This window comes from Desulfobulbaceae bacterium (assembly GCA_015231515.1).
Classification (GTDB): domain Bacteria; phylum Desulfobacterota; class Desulfobulbia; order Desulfobulbales; family VMSU01; genus JADGBM01.
The window spans coordinates 1-21,626 of sequence record JADGBM010000045.1 but is presented as its reverse complement, the minus strand read 5'-3'; the positions used below and the strand labels follow the sequence as shown (position 1 = coordinate 21,626).

The 21,626-nt window shown below is 45.7% G+C and carries 15 protein-coding genes; 11 read left to right on the top strand and 4 right to left on the bottom strand.

The features are described 5' to 3' along the window. The first annotated feature begins 24 nt into the window (after positions 1 to 24). The 4 genes from HQK80_08860 (at position 25) to HQK80_08845 (ending at position 6,267) form a co-directional block, all read left to right on the top strand. Complete coding sequence (locus tag HQK80_08860) at positions 25 to 1,323, top strand: tetratricopeptide repeat protein (GenBank protein MBF0222323.1); 1,299 nt, start codon at positions 25 to 27, stop codon at positions 1,321 to 1,323. 74 nt (positions 1,324 to 1,397) lie between these two features. Next, positions 1,398 to 2,210 (top strand): hypothetical protein, encoded by an 813-nt coding sequence (locus HQK80_08855; protein ID MBF0222322.1) that lies wholly within the window; start codon positions 1,398 to 1,400, stop codon positions 2,208 to 2,210. Then, positions 2,207 to 4,702 (top strand): TIGR03960 family B12-binding radical SAM protein, encoded by a 2,496-nt coding sequence (locus tag HQK80_08850; GenBank protein ID MBF0222321.1) that lies wholly within the window; start codon positions 2,207 to 2,209, stop codon positions 4,700 to 4,702. Before HQK80_08855 ends, HQK80_08850 begins: the two co-directional genes overlap by 4 nt. Positions 4,703 to 4,746: 44 nt before the next feature. Then, positions 4,747 to 6,267: an Rne/Rng family ribonuclease gene (locus HQK80_08845; protein ID MBF0222320.1), complete on the top strand. Its 1,521-nt coding sequence runs from the start codon at positions 4,747 to 4,749 to the stop codon at positions 6,265 to 6,267. Positions 6,268 to 6,513: 246 nt separating this feature from the next. On the opposite strand, the gene HQK80_08840 is transcribed toward HQK80_08845, so the two are convergent. From HQK80_08840 to HQK80_08830, 3 genes are read right to left on the bottom strand one after another with little or no spacing between them, the layout of a single operon-like run. Further along, positions 6,514 to 8,760 (bottom strand): adenylate/guanylate cyclase domain-containing protein, encoded by a 2,247-nt coding sequence (locus HQK80_08840; GenBank protein ID MBF0222319.1) that lies wholly within the window; start codon positions 8,758 to 8,760, stop codon positions 6,514 to 6,516. 55 nt (positions 8,761 to 8,815) lie between these two features. Next, positions 8,816 to 11,563 carry a FecR domain-containing protein gene (locus HQK80_08835; GenBank protein MBF0222318.1) on the bottom strand — a complete coding sequence of 916 codons (2,748 nt, stop codon included), beginning with the start codon at positions 11,561 to 11,563 and terminating at the stop codon, positions 8,816 to 8,818. A gap of 42 nt (positions 11,564 to 11,605) precedes the next feature. After that, positions 11,606 to 12,934, bottom strand: coding sequence for a tetratricopeptide repeat protein (locus HQK80_08830; protein ID MBF0222317.1), 1,329 nt, complete (start codon positions 12,932 to 12,934; stop codon positions 11,606 to 11,608). A 277-nt stretch (positions 12,935 to 13,211) separates the two neighbouring features. Between HQK80_08830 and rplU the strand changes: the two genes are divergently transcribed. From rplU to nadD, 6 genes are all read left to right on the top strand, one after another. Then, on the top strand, positions 13,212 to 13,523 hold the full coding sequence (gene rplU, locus HQK80_08825; protein ID MBF0222316.1) for a 50S ribosomal protein L21: 312 nt from the start codon (positions 13,212 to 13,214) through the stop codon (positions 13,521 to 13,523). Positions 13,524 to 13,585: 62 nt separating this feature from the next. Next, positions 13,586 to 13,852 (top strand): 50S ribosomal protein L27, encoded by a 267-nt coding sequence (gene rpmA / locus HQK80_08820; protein ID MBF0222315.1) that lies wholly within the window; start codon positions 13,586 to 13,588, stop codon positions 13,850 to 13,852. A 183-nt stretch (positions 13,853 to 14,035) separates the two neighbouring features. Continuing rightward, a complete protein-coding gene (obgE, locus tag HQK80_08815; protein MBF0222314.1) occupies positions 14,036 to 15,028 on the top strand; it encodes a GTPase ObgE in 993 nt (330 codons plus the stop codon). Positions 15,029 to 15,033: 5 nt separating this feature from the next. Then, a complete protein-coding gene (gene proB / locus HQK80_08810; GenBank protein ID MBF0222313.1) occupies positions 15,034 to 16,188 on the top strand; it encodes a glutamate 5-kinase in 1,155 nt (384 codons plus the stop codon). Positions 16,189 to 16,257: 69 nt separating this feature from the next. Next, positions 16,258 to 17,514 carry a glutamate-5-semialdehyde dehydrogenase gene (locus HQK80_08805; protein ID MBF0222312.1) on the top strand — a complete coding sequence of 419 codons (1,257 nt, stop codon included), beginning with the start codon at positions 16,258 to 16,260 and terminating at the stop codon, positions 17,512 to 17,514. Between the two features lies 1 nt (position 17,515). Continuing rightward, positions 17,516 to 18,202: a nicotinate (nicotinamide) nucleotide adenylyltransferase gene (nadD, locus tag HQK80_08800; GenBank protein ID MBF0222311.1), complete on the top strand. Its 687-nt coding sequence runs from the start codon at positions 17,516 to 17,518 to the stop codon at positions 18,200 to 18,202. Here the strand turns inward: nadD and hisF are convergent. Then, entirely contained in the window at positions 18,199 to 19,785 is a 1,587-nt protein-coding gene (hisF, locus tag HQK80_08795; protein ID MBF0222310.1) for an imidazole glycerol phosphate synthase subunit HisF, read from the bottom strand. The genes nadD and hisF overlap by 4 nt on opposite strands. 246 nt (positions 19,786 to 20,031) lie before the next feature. Between hisF and HQK80_08790 the strand changes: the two genes are divergently transcribed. Then, on the top strand, positions 20,032 to 21,626 hold a 1,595-nt coding region (locus HQK80_08790), incomplete at its 3' end, for a hypothetical protein (protein ID MBF0222309.1).

Below are 21,626 nucleotides of genomic sequence, written 5' to 3'. Positions count from 1 at the left end.
AAGGCTGTCTCGCTCTATAAAAAAGTGTTACGGGATGACAAGAAAAACACGGCAGCGCTCACCAAACTTGGTCAAATTTATCTGAACAATCTCGACTACACCAACGCCCGGACTGTTTTTGAACAATTGGTTACCTACGAACCCGACAATTTCGCGGGGCATTATTATCTGGCAAGGTTGTATAACGAGCTTAATTTTTACTCAAAATCCTTTGCGTCGTATCATCGATCCCTTGACCTTAACTGGTCGACGCCATTGGCGCTTGAAGTGGCGGAGCTTTATGAGAGTCAGGAGCTTTATGAGGATGCCATCACTCTCTATAAAAAAGTGCTCAGCGAGGATGAATCAAATGAAGCAGCCGGTGGCAGACTTGTGCGGATTTATTTAGAGCGTGAACAAACGGATAAGGCACTCGATCTTCTGAACAGCCTGCGCGAAACAACATTTGATCCTCAGAAAGTCGATTTTACAATCGGCCGGGTTTTCATGGAGCGCAAGCGCTATGATGAGGCTATAGCACTTTTTAGCGGAATGCTTGAGCAGAACTCTGATAATGATGTTGCGAGATCTCTGCTGGCCTTAGCCTATTATGAAAAAGGCGACAAGGAGACGGCAAAGGAACTTCTGCTGCAGATGTCACCAAAAGATAAGGGCTATAGCGAAGCGTTGTTCATGTTGGTCAAAATTTACTCAGAAGAAAAAAACTATGATGCGGCCATCTCCATTGTCAATGAGGCATTGACCGATGCCGAGCCGGTTCAGACGAATTATTATTTCATCCTGGCGGCTCTGTACGAAGAGGCTGGCAAGGTTGAAGAAGCGAAAAAGGTTTATGTTGAGACAGTAGATCAGTTTCCTGAATCTACAGAGGTATATTTTAAATATGGGATGTTTCTTGAGAGGATCGGCGATCTTGACGGCGCCATGAGCCAGATGGAAGAGGTGCTGGCCCTTAACCCTGAGGATGCCTATGCCCTCAATTATATTGGGTATACCTGGGCTGATCGTAATGTGAATTTAGATCGGGCCTTGGAGTTTATCAAACAGGCTGTCTCTATTCGTCCCGAAGATGGGTTTATTCGAGACAGCCTTGGCTGGGTCTATTTTCGAATAGGGGAACTTGACAGGGCTGTTTTGGAACTGCAGAAAGCGGTGTCCGTTGAGCCTGAAGATCCTACAATACATGAGCATCTTGGCGATGTCTATCTTGCTGCTGATGACAAAGACAAGGCCCTGGAGTATTATCGTAAATCCCTTGAGCTTTCCGAAAAGGAAGAGGGGAAAAAAAGGGTTCAGGGCAAAATTGATTCTATTGAACGCTAATCCAGATGCACTGCTCTTTAAGCGGTTGAATCTTTTAATGCCGTCCGTAGGGCGCTACTTTCAAGAACCATTAAATGCCTAATTTTGCGGGAAACGTGCATCATTTAGTCCTTTCATTGTCTTTTGCCCTTCTCCTTTCCAGTTGTGCGACCTTACCTGTGGGAGTGCCGGTTTCAGAGGTTGAACAGGTAGTGGTAAAACAGGCTTTTACGGATTTGCTTGACCGTCAAAGTGGTTGTGTGGATCAAATTGATGCTGATATCTCAGTAACTTTTGAGAGCTTTTTTTATGCCGGTAAAATTGATGGCTATCTCCAGGTTATGCAACCTGCCTATTTGCGGTTTGATGGGTTGAATCCTTTTGGTCTGACAGAAATTGTCTTTACCACCGATGGGGTTGGTTTTACACTTTTGGCGGTCAGGGATGAAAAGGGTTATAGCGGGCCGGTTACAGCCAAAAAATTTCAACAGTACGCCACATCGGCCTTCTCCGATGATTTCTGGTTCCTGCTGAGCGGCCTGGTACCAACTGATAGGAACTTCCTCATCAATAGTGTTCGCCGAGAGGAAAAAGGTGCCGGCTTCTGGCTTGAGCTTGATTATCCGGAGAGAGAGACGCGATTACGCCTTCTGTTTCGTCCACAAGAAAAACTGGTTGATTCTGTTGCTGTCATACCCAAACAGGGCAATGATTCTGTTGTTTTTACGTATCAATACTCTTCAACTCCGGAAGGGTACTGTCCCGAGCCTGAATCTATTGAAGTCGATACCAGCAGCAACGGAGTTATGTCGATTGTTTTTTCCAAACGATATCCAATGGCAAAGCTGAACAAAGAGAATTTTCAGGTTGCTATACCTTCAAACTTTACAAAGGTTTTAATTCAATGACAGTTGAAGAATTGCTGCCGCTGTTAACCAGGCCAAGCCGGTATCTGGGCAGTGAGCACAATGCGATTAAAAAAGAGTGGCAGTCAGTATCGTTTCGGGCAGTACTGGCCTTTCCTGATCTTTATGAGATTGGAATGAGTCACCATGGGTTGCAGATACTCTATCACCTTATTAACCGTCATGATGATTTTCTTGCCGAGCGAGTTTATACCCCCGACCAGGATCTTGAAAAACTGTTGCGGCAAAAAAACGAACCGCTGTTTGCGCTTGAATCGGGTCGACCCGTGCAATCGTTTGATATGCTGGGTATTACCCTGCCGTACGAGCTCTGTTACACCAATATTCTCACCATACTTGATCTCTCGGCAATTCCTTTTTACAGCATTGACCGGGATGACTCGCACCCACTTGTGATTGGCGGTGGGCCTTGCGCCTTTAATCCGGAACCGGTAGCGGACTTTTTTGACGCAATACTGCTTGGGGATGGCGAAGAGGCGGTTATTTCAATTGCTCAAACTATCCAGTCAGCAAAAAAAGACGGCCTTAGCCGTCAGGCAACTCTGAGCAAACTTGCCTTAATTACCGGTGTTTATGTACCGTCGTTTTTTGTGGCTGAGTACAGTTCCGGCCGGTTTACAGGGGTTACCCCCTTGAAGGAGGGGTGCGAACGTGTTCGTCGTGCGGTGTTGCCAGCCTTTGAAAAAGACTCTTTCTATGCCAAACCTCTGGTGCCCCTCAGTCGGATAGTCCACGATCGTCTGGGAATTGAACTTGCTAGGGGCTGTACGCGTGGCTGCCGCTTCTGTCAGGCCGGTATCATATATCGTCCGGTGCGGGAACGACGACCGGAAGATATTCTGGAGATCGCCCGCCAAGGTATTCGAAATGGCGGGTTTGACGAGCTCGCTCTGCTTTCACTAAGCACTGGCGATTACTCGTGTCTTACACCGCTGCTGGTTGACTTGATGAACAATTTTGTTGATCAGCGCGTCTCTGTTTCGATGCCATCAATGCGGGTTGGCACCTTGACCCCTGAGATTATGGAGCAGATTAAACGTGTTCGTAAATCCGGCTTTACGATCGCCCCAGAGGCCGGCAGCGACAGGCTGCGTAAAATAATCAACAAGGGCATCACCGAGGAAGATCTGCTTGAAACCGTTAAGACTGCGTTTTCGCTGGGTTGGAAAAACATAAAACTCTACTTCATGGTTGGGCTGCCATTTGAAACCCAGGAAGATATTGATGCCATACCTGAACTGGTACGAAAGGCAAAGGCGGTTGGTGGTAAAAATGGCACAAGCATAAGTGTGAGTGTTGGAGTGTTTGTGCCAAAACCGCATACCCCGTTTCAGTGGAGTGAACAACTTGGTATGGCAGAGGGTTTTGCGATACTCGACTCGATAAAACGCAACCTTCCTAAAGGGGCGCAGTTAAAGTGGAACAGCCCGAAGACCAGTTACCTCGAAGGTGTTTTTGCTCGGGGCGACAGGAGACTCAGCGCCGTTATCGAAAAGGCATGGCGGCTTGGAGCCCGGCTTGATGGTTGGTCGGAAACGTTTAACCTGGCGCTTTGGCAAAAGGCGGCAGCGGAGCTCGCCATTGATTTTGATTCCTATCTTCTGGCTCGTGATGTCGATGCTCCATTGCCCTGGCAGCACTTAAGTGCAGGTTTAGACGATCATTTCTTTAAGGATGAATTAGCCAAGGCCGGGCAGCAGAGCTATACGCCCGACTGCCGGGTGCATGGTTGCCAGAAATGCGGACTATGTGATTTTAAAACTGTTAAGCCTGTTATCTATAACAGTGATTCATATGTTGCCGCTGTGCCTCCTCCCATCGATTCTGCTGACGCTGAAAACGACCAGCTCAGCTATAATTACTGGTTCTCCTATGAACGTCTTGGCAAGGCGAGTCTTCTTGGACATCTGGAGGTTCTACAGCTGGTCTTCCGAGCTTTACGAAGGGCCGAAATTCCTGTTCGCTTTTCTCAAGGCTACAACCCTACTCCAAAGGTCTCATTTTCCCCTGCGCTTTCTGTCGGAACACAGAGCTATGCAGAGTATTTTGTTGTCCAGACCTTTAAGCCGATTAAAGATCTTGATGCCTGCAAGGTGCGTTTGAATGTGGAACTGCCTGAGGGCATAGTGGTCAACACGATCTGGCTTGGAGCCAAGACCATACCTGATAAGGTTGAGACCGTCTACCGGGTTACTACTCCAGGCCATCTTGATCAAAACAGAGTTTCCGAGTTTCTTGCCGCAGAGGATTTTTTTATAGAGGTTGTTCGCAAAGGCAAGCAGCGCAGGATTAATGCACGTCCTGCTTTTACCGAGCTGATAATTGATGGCGAGGGAAGTCTGTTGATGACGATGGAATCTGAGATCAGTAAAGCCGCTCTGAAGCCGTTGGAAGTTGCGGGCAATCTTTTTGAATTGACAACTGCTCAGCTTGCTGGCTCAAAACTGGTTAAACTTGCGTATCGAATGATATAGAATATTTGATACTAAAATAAATAAAGATAAAACAAACATCTATTATGGCTACAGACCTGATTATAAATGCAACTTCTTATGAAGTTCGAATTGCTTTAATTGAACACGGTGACCTTGTTGAGTTTTACCTGGAACGCCCATCAGAAAGGGGCCTGGTTGGTAACATATATCACGGTCGCGTCGTCAGAGTGCTACCTGGTATGCAGGCGGCCTTTGTCGAAATCGGACTCAGTCGGACCGGCTTTTTGTACGTCGATGATGTCAACGTGGAAACCCAGGAGATTGACAATTTGCCGGCCATCACCAATGGTGACTTTGACGAACAACCTCCGGACTCGTTATCTCGAAGAGAGCCGGGTATGAGCATTGATGACCTGCTTGTCGAGGGTCAGGAGATTCTGGTTCAGATCAGTAAGGAGCCGATTGGCAGTAAGGGTGCGCGATTGACCTGTAACATTACGCTGCCTTGCCGAAATCTGGTTTTTATGCCGATGACTGACCACATCGGGGTTTCCCGGAAAATTGAGGATGAGGATCTTCGTCAGAAGTTTAAGGAAGATATTGAAGAGCTTCGACCTGCCGATACTGGATTTATTGTCCGAACTGTGGCGGAGAGCGCAACCAGAGAAGATTTTGAAGCTGATATGGAGTTTCTGCTCAACCTGTGGAGCGATATCCAGGCAGAAGCAGCCAAGCCCAACATTCCGAGCCTGGTTTATGAAGATTTAGATATAATCCTGCGCGTGGTGCGAGATGTGTTTTCTCCAACCGTGGACAGGGTGGTGGTGGATGAGATAAACACCTATAACAGGGTGTTGCGCTTTGTTGAAAATTTTGCGCCGAGATTGAGCAAAAAGGTGCATTATTTTTCTGAGAAAACACCGGTGTTTGATGCGTACGGCATAGAAATGGAGATTAACCGGGCCTTAAATAAAAAGGTTTGGCTTCGTTGTGGGGGGTATATCGTTATTGAGGCCACTGAAGCCCTCACCGTAATTGATGTGAATACCGGCCGATATGTCGGCAAAAACGATCTTGAAGATACAATTTTTAAAACGAATATTGAAGCGGCAAAAGAGATAGCCTATCAACTTCGTCTTAAAAATATCGGTGGTATCATTATTGTTGATTTCATCGATATGGAGCAAGAGTTCCATCGCGAAGAAGTTGTTCGTATTCTGACGGAATCGGTAAAAAAGGATAAATGCCGGGTTAATATCTTAAAGGTGTCGGAATTTGGTCTGGTTCAGATGACCAGAAAACGAAGCCGGGAGGATCTGCATCGGATGATGTGTGAGCCATGCCTGTGTTGTCGTGGAGATGGCTTTGTTAAGTCGCGCCGGACAATCTGTTATGAGATTTTCAGGAAACTATCCCTCAAAGCACCGGATATGCCAGGTGAAAAGGCGTGTGTTTGTGTAAGTCCGCCTGTTGCAGCGCTTATGTTAAAAGAAGAGGCCGATATGATTCATCAGATTGAAGATGAGGTGGGTAAACAAATTGTCATTATCCCGGACAAGGATATCCCGATAGAAAAATTTGAGATAGTCTGGGACAATACCTGAATCACGATTTGAGAAACTCATCAAGTTAGGCAACGAAGGTCCGGCGATCCAGCGGCTGTCCTTCATAATCATATTCAATATTGCCGGTTTGGCCCCCAATTACATTTTTGACAGGTTCGAACTCTTTGAAAGAGTATTTGTCGAGTTTGTGCGCAGCAGTTTGATTAACATTTGGGTGGGCGATTAACAGGCCGTCAGAGGCGACAATAAAAGTTATATAACAAGAGCAAAAAGATGGGTAGTAAATTATTTTGATGTTGCGGTGTAGACACCATCCCAATCCGAAGGCGGGGGGTTTTGTCGAAAATAATTGATGCGTGAAATGTAGAGTTTGTATAGTGGGGTTGGATTACTCATTTGTAGCTGTTGAATCAGTTGAAGTGACTGCTGGAAGGCTTTTTGACGATAGAGGTCTATAGCCTGCTGAAATTGTTTTAGCTCATTTTGTAACGTGCCGGAGGCCTCTCCCTCAGAGATTGGCTCATAAATTTCCACCGGCTTATTCTTCCCTTTAACTCTGACAAGATCAACAAATCTGCAGGTGAACCGGCCTTGTATCGCCTCGAAGGTAGAACCGGAAATGAGAATGTTTGTGCCGTAGACTTTGTTTAAACCCTCCAGACGGGAGGCCAGGTTCACATTGTCACCGATTACGGTGTAGTCAAATCGTTGGTCGCTGCCAAAATTACCAACGCTGACCATGCCGGTATTAAGGCCAATGCCGATATCAACGGGCGGCAGTCCCTGTTCGGTCCAGACTATTTGCAATTCATGCAGGGTTTGCATCATTTCAAGTGCGGCACGAACCGCATTTGCAGCGTGTTGTTCGTCGTCAAGCGGCGCACCCCATAAGGCCATAATGGCATCACCAATAAACTTATCAACGGTGCCCTTATTATCCATGATCACCGAACTCATGGCGGTGAGGTATTTGTTCATGAAAATACCCAGATGTTTAGAATCCATTCTTTCTGATATTGAGGTGAATCCACGAATATCATTAAAGAAAATGGTTATAACTTTTTCCTGGCCAGCTAAGGAGAGTTTTTCTGGTGATTTGATGAGTTCAGATACTACTTCTGGCGATACATAATGGCCAAAAGCACCTTGCACAAAGCGCTTTTCCCGATCCTTAAGAAAATAATTAAACAGGGTCACGAAGAGGAAAACCGAAAAGATACTGGCGAGTGGAAACGTGATGCCGACCAGTTGGTTTTGCAGGAAGAAAAAATGGTAGTTGCCGTAAATGATGTACATTGTAATCAAAAACATACCGCCCAAACCACCGATAAGCGGTGAAGAAAAGGCGAGTAACGCGGTTAGTATAATGCCGCCAATAGTTACAGTGGTGTAAGTGATGCCGATCTCTGTGAAGATGTCTTGGGTTAAAGGGTCTCCGACCAGAATATTGTCGATAAGATTGGCATGGACTTCGACACCGGCAAAAACATTAGAGAAGGGGGTTGCACGTAAATCAAGCAGACCTGCTGCCGAAGTGCCGATCAGGACGTGTCTGCCGTTCAGGCCTGTGGTGTTTATTCCATTAAGCACATCAACGGCAGAGATATAGGGAAAGCTTTTCATTGGGCCTCGGTAGTTGACGGTAACCTGGCCATTGCTGTCAGTCGGAATAAAGCGCCCATCAAGGGAGATGCCCAAAAGGGTGTGGTGGCCGCCGCTGACCTGCTGGGAGGCGTGGATAGTTACATCGGAGATATTCTGGCCGATGCGGATCATCTCAAGGGCAAGTGAGGGGTAGGGCACGCCGTCAAGTTCCATGAACAGCGGAACCTTTCGAACGGTTCCGGCTGGGTCAGGGAAGACGTTGAAAAACCCTTCAGTTGGTGCCATAGAGATATCGGCGGTATTAAGGATGCTTCGGTAGGCTGGGATGAGTGTCAGATCTTGGTATTGCAGGTTGTCGGGTTGCAGGGTGACGTTGATGGATGGAAAAGGCTTGTCGGACTCGTTTTTGAGACCGTCATTCATGGTTTGGAAGACATAACCGAGTACACTTGGGGTCGTTGAAACTATTTCACCAAGAAGCAAGTCGTAATTGAATTCTGGTGCTTGGCCAAACTTTTCAAGTGTTTCCTGGCTAATAATATCAGGAAGCAGTTTTGAAATTATGGGCAGGGTGTTTACGGGAGAGGTGCGGTCGGCCTCGGCAAAAACAATATCAAAGCCGATTGATTTTGCCCCGGCAGCAGCAATTTGCTCAGTAAGCTTCGCAACAACATTGCGAGACCAGGGCCATTGTCCCACAGCCTTCATGCTTTGTTCGTCAATATCGACAATGGTTACAGAGCCGGAGGTCTCCTGTGATCCCCGCCAGCGAAACATGGCATCAATAAGCTGATTGTCTAAGGACTCAAGCAGCGCCGGTTTTACACCACCAAAAGAGTAAAACAGCAGGTTGCATAGAACAACGACAGTTATGCCGATTCTGAAGGGTGTCGGCCGCCAAAGGTTGGTAAATCTATTGTAGGGCATGTAAACCCGAAATAGATATTTTTTTTAAAAGTATCATGACTGTTTGTAGTTTATATTAACGATTTCCCCCAAAGATTCCATTATAGTGCTCAAGAGATCCTGGGTTGATTCGTCCGTAAAAGCTGCCTCCGATTGATTCGGCAGTTGGGCCATACACTGTCCCGTCAAGTACGTTGGCAGAAGTAGTATGGTTGGTGAAGTTTGAAATATCAGTATATCTGTCAATTGAGATAACATTTGCAGTAAAGTCTGCATCAGTAAATGAACTTGATCCTCCAATATTTAAAACTGCATGGTGTACATTAGGTGCAGTTCCACCGAAAGAAATAACTCCAGGAAAAGATATTGTTCCAGTAACAGCGTCTGTGCTGAAATTTATATTTATATTTGATGTACCATCCTTGAAGCTATAGGCGTTGCCATTGGTATCAACATAAGACCCCTTAGCTTTGCCGACGTACGATGCAGTAAACGTTAAGCCATTTACATATGCCGCAGGGGTAGCTTCTCCGGCGATCCACATAGAGTAAGGGATATGGGTGTGATACATATCGTTGTCAGCTTCTTTATAACTTGCTTCCCAATACCCCCAAGTGGCATAATTCGCCATTTTGTCGTCCGGGTTTGTAGTGAATAAATAATTACCATATTGATTTAATGAGACATCTAATGTTCCGTCAGTATTTTGGTCAACACATGCTGAACCAGCGCCAGCTGTGCAGCCGACTATTGCGGCAAAGTGATCATCAAAGACATAACCTGAACCACCTTCTCCAACTCTTACGTTCAAAGCTTTTTGGTTAACTATCATATCTTTTGCTTTCATGTCGCCCGTAATTGTACCGGCACCCCTATCAAGAGTCATACTTAAATAGTCACTACTGTCAGAGACGAACATCCTGCGGTCAAGATTAGGATCCTGAACGTTTTCTGAAATGCCAACCACATAACCCTTCCAGAGGGACGTGTTTTTGGGTACTTCTTTGTCAATCGGATCATGGTCAACAGCTCGAGAGGTAGTTGCTGCAAGGTTCCAGGATCCCTCAGAAGGGTTTCCTGGAACATAAAGGCTATAGTCGGTACCTGTTAAAGTCATGTCAAAAAGTTCATAGTTTGCACCAAGAAAATTTCCGCTGCCAATATTGCCAAACAATGCAGAGACATTATCCGTGGTGTCGCTAGGGTCACCACCATCAGCACCAAAAGCATTGATATCTTTAAGGCTCATTGTCTCAGGATCAACGGTGCCAAAGAAAAAAACGGGAGATCCTCCTGGTTGGTTGGGGTCAGTCTCAAACATCATTCCAAGAGCCTTTTTTGAGTACCAATTCACTTCCATGAATAAATTGCCAGATATGGTATCGCCAGAAGCCGTTTCTGCTCCGAGAAAAGTCCCAAGATACTCAGTCAATCCATCTGTCGGCAGACTTGTTGGTTTGACAGATGGATCACCTGTTAAAAGTTCTGGTTGATAGTCAAAAAAAGAATCCGTTGGTGGCGGAGGGGCGTTAAATGTATCAATGGGAACTGGTGGAGGTGGCAAAAAGGTCATGTCTGTGTTCGGCATAAACGTCATGTCACCACCAAGAAGAAAATCACCACCACCATCAAGTGGGGGAAGCATGCCCCCGTCAGTTACAAAAGCCATATCTCCACTTGGTGGTGGCATCATCCCATCTGGAGGAGGCAAGCTTCCTTCTGGTGGTGGAGGCGTTGATCCAACTGGAGGCGGCGGCACGTTTCCCTCGGGTGGCGGAGGATTTGATCCATCAGGAGGGGGTTGATTCCCATCTGAAGAAGTGTTTTCTGGTGGTTGCTCTCCATCTAAAGTAGGTTGTAATTCATTTGATTGCGGGGGTTGGTCACCTTCAGGTGATGGATCTCCTTCGGCTGGATTTTGTGTTCCGTCGTGTTGTTCATCTCCATCAAGTGGGGCTTCTCCTTCTTGTGGTTTTTCAACTTCGGCAGACCCTTCTTCTCCTGGTTTGCCATCCTCAGATGGTGGTTCATCTGTAACATCTTCTCCTTCCGGAGGTCCTTCACCGTTTGGTCCCTGTTCTGCATCCTTTGTCTGATCGTCATCACCTTCCGGGGAATCGTTCTTCTCTCCGTTTGCCCCAGTTTCTTGCCCATCGTCGGGAGGATCTTCCTTGTCTTGATCATCAACTTCCCCGGTCAAAGCGTCATTAATTACGGCCATATCTGTAGCACTGAATTTTACTGGTGGTAATGGTGCCTGGTTTAAGCCTGGGACATGGGTGCCATAGCCTGGTTGTGTAATGGCGACAGAACCAGCATTGTTAAAAATGTCAACGCCAATGCCAGCCTGAAAAACTACTGCAAGAGCATTGTCTGTAACAGTGCCTGTAAAGCTTGATCCACGTATTCCTATGGTTGCAGAAGGGGTTTCGGTTGTGAATGTTTTTGGTGAAAATTTGGCCAGTGCTCCACCCATTATACGAAAAGTACCTTCTTTGACAGTGGTTTTCAAAGCTCCAGACTTTTCAGAAGCATCCCAGCGGTATTCAGAAATTTTCATCTCAGTTTTGCTGGCCAGACTGATAATGCTGGAATCTTTAAACAAGAGTTGAATTTTGCCACGCCTCCCTGTGATTATCGTATCTTCTTCGAAGATCGGGGACTTAACTGAAAGTTTGCGCGAAACGCCAGTCTGGTCAATAGCCACAACTTCCCCTCGAGTTGCAACGACAGTTGCAGCGTTAAATTTTTCTTCAGCTGATACACAGTCAAAAAAAAGTAAGTAAAGTACTAAAGAAAATAAAAATAATAGTTGTGCTTTCATTATTTAAGGCCCTCCGTTTTATTGGCCTTCTGAATATGTAGTTTAAAATCCCAAGCTTAAAAGAGTTGCTGTAACATTCTTCCTATAAGCATATGTATTTATGTTAGAGTGTGCATCTGTATATGTGTGGCTTATTTGGAGGTTGATATTTCTACTCTTGTCCTTTGATTGCCAGACAAGTTTAGTAAGCCCTATAGCTGTGGCATCAATCACGTCTGAGCGGCCCTCTGTATCGCCAGATTTTACAGCACCATACTTTGTGGTTTTGTCCTCGTAACTTGCAAATAAGGTAAAGTTTTTAGGTAGTATCCGATCGTAGCGAAGAGCCCATTTGTGCCGGTCGTAACTCCAGTGACCAAGGTGGGCATTTTCGTTTTCCTTCATCAAGGTGAATGTGAAGCGATTGTCTCCAATGGTGTATGATGGACTCAAGCTAAAATTGATATTTGTAGCATTTTTCGAGTTGTCACTGGGTTTTGAATATTTTTTCTTCTCTAAAACAAATGAAGAGCTGAGCATGAATTGTGGCCCATGAACATAGGTGAGAGACGCGCCTACATTGCTTGGCTGAACATACTCATCAAAACCTAACGTCAGATTGTTTATTGATGCATGTAAGTCAAAGAGGAAATTACTTGACTGAAAGGCTGGGCCGGTGCTAATTCCGTAGTAAGTGATGTCTAGATCTTTATAGTCGTCATAGAAGTTGTTGAAATTAGTAAATGTTGTTTTCCAGGAATAAGGTTTATCCTCAAATTTATAAATATGACTTATAGCAAATGTATTTGTGTAAATTTGATCATTGACTGGTTCGGAAGAAACATTGAGGGAAATACTGCCAGCTGCTCCGGAAAAATTGAGTAAAAAATCCCCAGGTGCTGACCTGACATTGTCGTCATAGTTGATTCCTGCTGAGAAGATCCCTGTAAAGAAGTGACGCTTCTCTGTGGCGGCAATTGCTGATAAAAAAAACTCAATATTTTCTCTTACCTGCTTGGGTGGATTTGAAGCCTGTACTTCGTAAAAGTATTGTTTGGCGACTTGAAATGCGTTTAAACGCATGTGGCAACGAGCAATTTCGAGTTTAATTCGTATTGCATTTGGATCCATAATTAAAATGCGGTCAAAGGCCATCAGGGCATTTTCATAATCACCCATCTCAAATGCGGCCCTGCCAAGAAAGAAGCTGACGTTTAAGTCCGTAGGGTCCGACATAAATGCCTGGTGTAAGGCGAGGTAGGCTTTTTCATACTCCTTGTTCTGGAAAAACAGCTTACCTTTTTCTAATGGGCTTATCTCTGCAAACTCTATAGCAAAGGCAGGTGCAGATACGTAGAACAAAATGGTGAGCAGGATGGCGATCTTTTTCATTGTATCCCTTGGGAATATGCGGTTTTGTCTTTTATATTGATACATACACAATAATTCTACTGTAAATCGGGATCGTAATACAAATAAATAATGAGTAGCTGGTATTTGATTTTTAAGGACAATGAGAGCTAACTCTGGAAAATGTATCTGTCGTGTACTTGACAAAATAATTTATTGTGGTATTAATCTCTGTTTCTTTGTTTGATGTTGAAATGTTTCCCAGCCGGTGCCGAGAGGTTGCTTTCTGGGTAAAAAAAATGATTTTGTGGAGGAATTTATGTACGCGATTATTCGTACCGGTGGAAAGCAGTATTACGTATCACCTGGAGATCGCCTTCGGGTTGAAAAACTCGCTGGCAATGTAGGCGACAGTATTGATTTAAATGATGTGTTGATGGTTGTTGACGGTGGTGATGTTAAGATTGGTCAGCCGGTTATTGACGGGGCCAAAGTCAGTGCCAAAATCGTTGAGCAGGATCGCGCCAAAAAGGTTCTGGTCTATAAGAAAAAACGTCGCAAAGGCTATGAAGTGAAAAATGGCCACCGTCAACATTATACCGCCCTGATTATAGGGGATATAAGCGCCTAACTAGCGCTGACTGGTACATTAAATAAAATAGATTTTGATTATAAAAAGCACGAGGTAGAGTAATGGCACATAAGAAAGCTGGCGGTAGTTCCAGGAACGGTAGAGATAGTGCAGGACAGCGACGTGGAGTTAAACGATTCGGTGGACAGATTGTTAGAGCAGGAAATATCCTGGTTCGACAATTAGGCACAAAGATTCATCCAGGTACAAATGTCGGATGTGGTAGAGATTATACATTGTTTGCCATGATTGACGGTGTTGTGACTTATGAGAACTTCGGTCAGGGCCGGAAAAGAGTAAGTATTTATCCTGTTGAAGCTGCCGCATAATCGATTTTAAGTTTATAGGCCCCTTGTTTGGGAACCTTCATTCGGAAAGATGATGGCAGGTTACATCGCTCTTTCTGTTGATGGTTCTTGGTGAGTGTCCAGGTATATTGTGAGGGTTGCAAAATAACGCAGCCCTCATTTTCTTTTTTTATTCCCCTTCTAAATTATAATGGCAACATAGCTATGGCGTTCATCGACGAGACAAAATTTTTTGTCAAAGGGGGAGATGGCGGGCGTGGCTGTGTTAGTTTCAGGCGCGAAAAATTCGTTCCCCTTGGGGGGCCTGATGGTGGAGACGGCGGTGACGCTGGCTCTGTCTATCTGGTTGCCTCAAAGCGGCTCCGCTCTCTTCTTGATTTTAAACAGCGTTCACATTTTATTGCCAAAAATGGTGGCCATGGTGTGGGTAAAAAAATGCATGGCAAGGGCGGAAAGGATATTTACGTATCCGTCCCCCTTGGTTCTGTAATCAAAGACGCCGACACCAAAGAAATACTTGTAGATATGATTGAGGATGGGCAGGAGTTTTTAGCTGCTCAAGGTGGTCATGGCGGCCGAGGCAATGTGCATTTTGCCTCATCCCAGAATCGTGCTCCGCGCCGAGCTACGGCTGGAACACCAGGTGAAGAACGCTGGCTCTATATCGAGTTGAAGCTGCTTGCTGATGTTGGTCTTATTGGTTTGCCTAATGCCGGCAAATCCACCTTGCTCTCAAAACTCTCAGCAGCAAATCCGAAAATTGCTGCATACCCATTCACAACCCTTGAACCACAGTTGGGGATGCTGCAGTTTGATCATATTGACCCTCTTGTGATTGCTGATATACCAGGTTTGATAAAAGGTGCTCACGAAGGTGCAGGCCTTGGGCATAAATTTTTGCGCCATATTGAGAGAACAAAGGTTCTTCTGCATGTTCTCGATGTCTCAACTGACTTTGAAACCGTATGCAGTGACTTTCTGACGATTGAAAATGAGTTGTTTCAATACAAAGAGGAGCTGGCAACGCGTCATCGTATAGTTATTTTGAACAAGATGGATGAGTTGGAGTCATCTGACCAGTTGACGAAACATCTGGCATTTTTTGCAGAAAAGAATATTACTGCTTTATCAATTTCAGCCCTTATGGGTGAGGGTATAGACGAGTTAAAAGAAAAGCTGGCAGAGATTTTTGAGTAGTTACGATGACCTTTCAAGTGAGTAGAGAAATAGGCCTGGCAGAGCGGGGCCGCCTGCTGACCGCTGTTAAGCGTGTTGTTGTTAAGGTTGGCAGCGCCATGTTGACCTGCAAGGAAGGCCTGGATATTTCGGTGATGGAAAACCTGGCGGATGATTTATGCTTTTTGCAGGAGATTGGCAAAGAGGTAATTCTGGTTTCTTCAGGAGCTGTAGCTGCAGGCAGAAAGAGTCTTGGCCTTGGTGCCAGAGCCTTAAGCATGAGAGAGAAACAGGCTGCAGCGGCCTTTGGGCAAAGCCGTTTGATGCGGGTTTACGAAGATATCTTTGCCAAAAAAAATCAGAAAGTTGCCCAAGTCCTTCTTACCCATGATGATCTGTCGAATCGAGATCGTTATCTGAATATCCGCAATACCCTTTTTACCATGTTTGACTGGGGCTTACTGCCGATTATCAATGAAAATGATACGGTTTCCGTTAAAGAGCTTCGTTTTGGTGATAACGATACCCTGGCAGCAATGGCCACAAATCTTATTGATGCCGATATCTTTATCTGTCTGACTGATGTCGACGGGTTATACACTGGCAACCCTTCAAAAGATCCGTCTGCCAGTCTTGTCTGCACTGTGGCACAGGTAAATGATGAAGTAGAGTCAATGGCCGGGCACGTCTGTGGCGCTCTGGGGACTGGTGGAATGCGCAGTAAGATTTTAGCTGCTAAAATGGTTTCTGCCAGGGGCGGTAGTTCGTTTATCGGGTATGGGAAGCAGCCCCAGATTTTGCGGCAGCTATTTAGCGGTGAACCTGTCGGAACATTTTTTCTGCCTCAGAAAGAAAAACTGCACAGCCGCAAACACTGGATTGCCTATACCTTGAGGCCCAAGGGACATCTTGTTCTTGATGATGGCGCCTGTCGGGCAGTACTGTCTGGCGGTAAAAGTCTTTTGCCTTCAGGCATTCTTGAAACGCGTGGGGTTTTCGGCATTGGAGACCCTGTCCATTGTATCGATCAAAATGATAAGCCGCTAGCTGCGGGTCTGGTGAACTATTCGTCTGAAGATATATCGAAAATTCAAGGACAGCATAGTTCTCAAATTGAAAAAACACTCGGTTTTGTTGATAGTGAGGAAATTATCCATCGTGACAATCTTGTGGTGTTCTAGGACAGCCTCTTAGCCCCTCAGCTAACGGCGAGCTGCCCTTAGCTTCTAAACAATAACCTGGAGAGTCTTATGTCGGTAAAAGAAACAATCTATACTATTGCAACTCAGGCCAAGAAAGCGGCGCGTGAAGTAGTGAAATTGTCTCCTGAGGTAAAGAATAGAGTACTCACTAATATGGCTGCTGCGCTTTTAAATCAAAAAAGCGGTATTCAGCAGGAAAACGAAAAAGACCTGGTTGCCGGTAGAGAAAAAGGTCTTTCAGCCGCAATGCTTGACCGTCTTACCCTCTCGGATAAGGTTATTGATTCGATGGTTACTGGTTTAAAGGAAGTTGCTGCCCTTGCCGACCCTGTTGGCGAAATATCGGAGATGAATAAACGGCCTAATGGTCTTATGGTTGGTCGAATGCGGATTCCCCTGGGGGTAATCGGCATGATTTATGAGTCCCGGCCAAACGTAACGATAGACGCTGCTGCACTTTGTCTAAAAGCGGGAAATGCAATTATTCTCCGAGGCGGTTCGGAGGCTATTCACTCAAATCTTATTCTTGCCCGCATCTTTCAGGAGATTCTTTCTGCGGAGGGAATTTCCCCTTATGCTGTGCAGGTCATTCCCACGACTGACCGTGAAGCTGTAAACTGTATGCTGGCTTTAGATGAGCAGATTGATCTGATTATTCCACGCGGAGGCGAGAGCCTTATCCGCTTTGTTTCGGAAAATTCACGAATTCCTGTTCTGAAGCATTATAAGGGGGTTTGTCACGTCTTTGTTGATGATTCGGCAGATATGGCTATGGCTGATAATATCATCTTCAATGCAAAGGTTCAGCGCCCGGGTGTTTGTAACTCACTGGAAACAGTCCTGGTGCATAAGGATATTGCTGAGGCCTTTCTGCCGCTGATGGCGAAGAGATTGCGTGAGGCTGGTGTTGAGCTGCGAGGCTGTGAAGCAACGTGCTCTATGCTTGGTGAGTGTAAGGCTGCCACTGAAGAGGACTGGCATGCCGAGTATCTTGATTTGATTTTGTCGGTTAAGGTGGTGGCTGGCCTTGATGCTGCCATGGATCACATTGCTCAATACGGCTCTCTGCATACAGAATCAATTATTACCAATAATTATCAGAACGCCCAGCGTTTTCTTCGGGAAGTTGACTCCTCATCGGTCATGGTCAATGCTTCAACCAGGTTTAGTGATGGCGGCCAGTACGGTCTGGGGGCTGAGATTGGCATAAGCACCACAAAACTTCACGCCTTTGGCCCCATGGGCTTAAAAGAGTTGACCACTAAAAAGTTTATTGTCTATGGCGAAGGTCATATTCGGGAGTAAGTTGAAAGACACTGAACTCATAGAAGGTGACAGTGGCCATATAGGTGAGAGGGTTGGAGTTTTTGGAGGTACTTTTGATCCTGTGCACAACGGCCATTGCGCAGTGGTCAGCCAATTTCAACAGCAGTGTTCCTTAGATTCCGTTATTGTCGTTCCATCTGCAAATCCACCCCATAAACTGTCTGCGGCGCTGACTGATTTCGAACATCGGTTTGCGATGCTCTCGCTGGCCTTTTCCAACACTCAAGATGTCTTTCTCAGTCGCTTGGAGCAGTACCGGGAAGGTCCGTCGTACACCATTGATACTCTCAGGCAGCTCAAGCGTGGTTTCGACGGCAACCGGGAGTGGTTTTTTGCCGTTGGCGAAGACACCTTGGCCGAAATTCATACCTGGAAACAGTATACAGATATTCTTGCTGAGGCCTGTGTTGTGGTATTTACTAGAAAGTTGGCATCTGCTTTTTCAGCCCACGATAGGGTTCGAGAATTTTTCCCTGGGTATCGTCTTGCTGACGACCAGCTCAGTTTTTTTGAAAACGGTATTGAAAGAATCCGGTTGCTTGATATGCCTGTAGTCGATATATCTTCAAGTCGAATCAGACAGGCGATAGTCAGAAGTCAAGACTGGTCCGAGCAAGTTCCGAAGGCAGTAGCTGCCTATATTTTAGATCACCACCTGTATATCTAGCGTATCTCAATTCCCTGATCTGTCAGGTGTTTTTTGACAGCGTCAATCGGCACTTCTTTTCGGTGAAATATGCCGGCTGCCAAAGCCGCTTCGGCTTTGGTGCATTTAAACACCTCAGAGAAATGTTCTGGTTTCCCGGCGCCACTCGAAGCGATTACCGGAATTGAAATATTGTCGCGCAGTAAATTGATCAATTCAAGGTCAAAGCCTGAGTTTGTGCCGTCTTTGTCAATGCAGTTCAGCAGTATTTCGCCGGCGCCAAGCTTCTCGCAGACTTGAGCCAGTGTCAAGGCATCCAGGTCGCGGCCTTCCCGTCCGCCCATAACCGTACACTGATACCAGCAATACTGCTCGCCTTGAGGGCCGGGAAACGATGTCTTTATTGTCTGATGTTTAGTCTCTTCGGGAGAGTTGACGTAGACCCGGCGCGGATCGACAGAGATGACCACAGCCTGCCTTCCGTAAACCACGGAGATCTGTTCAATGGAACTCTTGCCGGATTTGGTCTTGTTGTTGGCGAGGTACTCTTCAACCGCGTAGACCGCATCGCTGCCAATGGAAATCTTGTCGGCCCCTGAGCGGAAATATTCAGAAGCAACATCAAGCGAACTATACTCCTGTCCGTCTGAGGCCTTATACTCACGAATTCCACCTCCGATTGTTAATGGTACGAAAACCTGCTCTGAGGTTCGTAGCAGTACTTCAATCATTGGCTGGTCTTTTAAGGGGAAATCTCTGAAGCCGGTAATGTTCAGAAAGGTTACTTCGTCAGCCCCCTCCTGATAGTAACGATTGGCCAATTCAACAGGTTTGCCGAGGTTTCGAACTTCGCCTTCCTGCCTGACATCGTATTGGTCGCCCTTGGTCACCACAAGATCGCCCTGATCGTTTGTCCGCACGTCCAGACAGGCAATAATGCGTTTGGCAAAGCGCGTAGGTTGGGGCGAAAGTTCAATGCTGGTGTTTGAAATTGCAGATTGGTTTGCCAGAAAATTTTTCAGCAGATTAAGTCCTGCCTCACCACTTTTTTCGGGGTGAAACTGCACAGCCGCCACCTTGCCTTTTTGAACGCCACTGACAAACTCTTCCCCATAATCGGTAGTTGTTAAAATCCAGTCACGGTTGGCATCGGTAGCCATTGCCCTGAAGGAGTGAACGAAATAAAACTTTTCCTGGGCATAGCCGTTGAACAGGGGGGAAGGTTTTCGAATATTAATTCCATTCCAGCCAATTTGAGGCACGGATAGATTTGTGTGGTCAAAAAGGCCGACATTGCCGGGTATAATCCCAAGACCGGTAACTCCGGGAGACTCGTCACTCGAATCAAAGAGAGTTTGCAGGCCAAGGCAGATTCCTAGAAATGGTTTGTCTGCCTTAATGTAGGCGATCAGTGGTTCAATGAGATTAAGTCTGTTAAGACGGCTGATGGCATTACCGAAACTGCCAACTCCAGGAAAAACAAGATTTTCAGCGTTACGAATATCGTCGGCAGTAGATACATCTTTTACCGTGTATCCTAGCTTGCGAATTGCGTTACGAACACTTCGGACATTACCTGCGCCGTAATCAAGTAAGGTTATCATGAAAACACCCGGGGCCAGCAACGCCGGCAGTTAAAAAGTGATAAACAGTTTTTCGTTAATGCCATTGACAAACAACCATAAATTACAAGATAATTAAATTACCTGAGAGTGTGCATTAAAGCAAGTTTTGTGTTAGTAGGAGTTGACTTGATGCTTTGCTACCACTTTGTGGCTATCGGATTTATTACACGAAACAAGCAATAAGGCACTAACCCACTAAATAATACACTAATATTTGGCGAATTTATGGATGTAGTTGACAGTGATGGGCAGATTATTGAGCTTAACTATCGAAACGATCTGGTTGATGAACGCTTAAGTGACGAACGGTTTAACAGCCGTAAAATGTTTGATTTGTTGCCTGAGTCAATAATTGACAAACGAACCCTTAAAGTTATTGAGATTCACGACCTCTTCAAGTCCATTGATCGAACGATGACATGTGTGGGTTCGGCACGATTGTTTCACTCACTGGTAAATCCTTCCGAGTCAATTGAGCTGGTTCATGCAAAACAGGACGCATACTGCGAGTTAAAGAATAACCTGCTTTTACGCCAGGGCATTTCTGATTTTCTGGCTGAGTTTGCAAAGGGTGAAAGTGACCTGTTTAAGTATCTAAATGCCCATATGCACCCGATGCTGGCTTATGGTGACTATAAGAGGGCAATGCAGGCAATTAACAAAATGTTGGTTGATGTAAAAGGGTTGCCGCAACCGGAAACTGTCTATCTGGATTCACTTTTCAAAAGTATTTTAAATTTTAACGGTTCTCCGGTCCGTAGTCTTGTTAAGGGTCCAGTGCTCAGGACCTTGACGGGTGTTTTTTCTCGAAGCGAGAAAGGTTTCTTTACGCCTTCATGGCGTTTTGCTCCGAGGCGTTTTGGCTTAGGGGCCGTGTTGCCGGCACTGCCAGGAATCTATTTTGGTGTGGCCTGGTTCTTCGGACTGTTTCATCCAGGTTTTGCCAAAGCGATGTTTCTGCTGACGAGTTGGATAAGTGCCTTGGGCTTTATCTATGCAGCTATGATAAAACCGATGATTGATTATGAAACAGCGATACTGCCGGTGCGTAAGCGCTTATTAAGCTCGAACCATTTTTCTTCGGCAATTGAAGGGGTTGCCGCCATTGACGAGCTGTTGTCTTTTGTCAAGTTCAGCGAAGATATGCCTCACCCGACAGTGATTCCAGAGGTAACCAACGAAGAGTCCCACTTTTTTGTGGCGCGGGACCTTAAGAACCCAATTCAGTGTCCTCATGACCCTGATTTTGTTGGCAATGACGTCAAGCTTACTTCGGCGAGAATGTCATTTATTACAGGGCCAAACAGTGGAGGTAAAACGACTTACTGTAAGAGTATTGTCCAAAATCAAATTTTGGCCCAGATAGGCTCCCCGGTTGTAGCCTCTGCTGCTATGATAAACATGGCGGATAGGATTACCTATCAAGCGCCTTCATTTGACTCTTTATTGGACCCAGAGGGTCGTTTTGGTACGGAGTTAAAGGTGACCCGCGATATTTTTTACTCGGTGACACCAAAAAGCCTGGCAATCCTTGATGAGATCGCCGAAGGAACGACAACGGCAGAAAAGATGACCTTTTCAGTTGATATCATGAAAGGTTTTCATGCTGTTGGCAATAATACCATGCTGGTTACCCACAGCCATGAACTTGTCGATAAATTCAGGCAGGAAGGAAAAGGACAGTACCTTCAAGTTGATTTCCATAATGGTCTACCAACCCATAAGATGGTGGAAGGAGTTTCGACTGACAGTCATGCCCTGCGGGTTGCCCAGAAAATAAATTTTTCCCCTGAAGATATGCAGAAACATCTCAAAGAAAA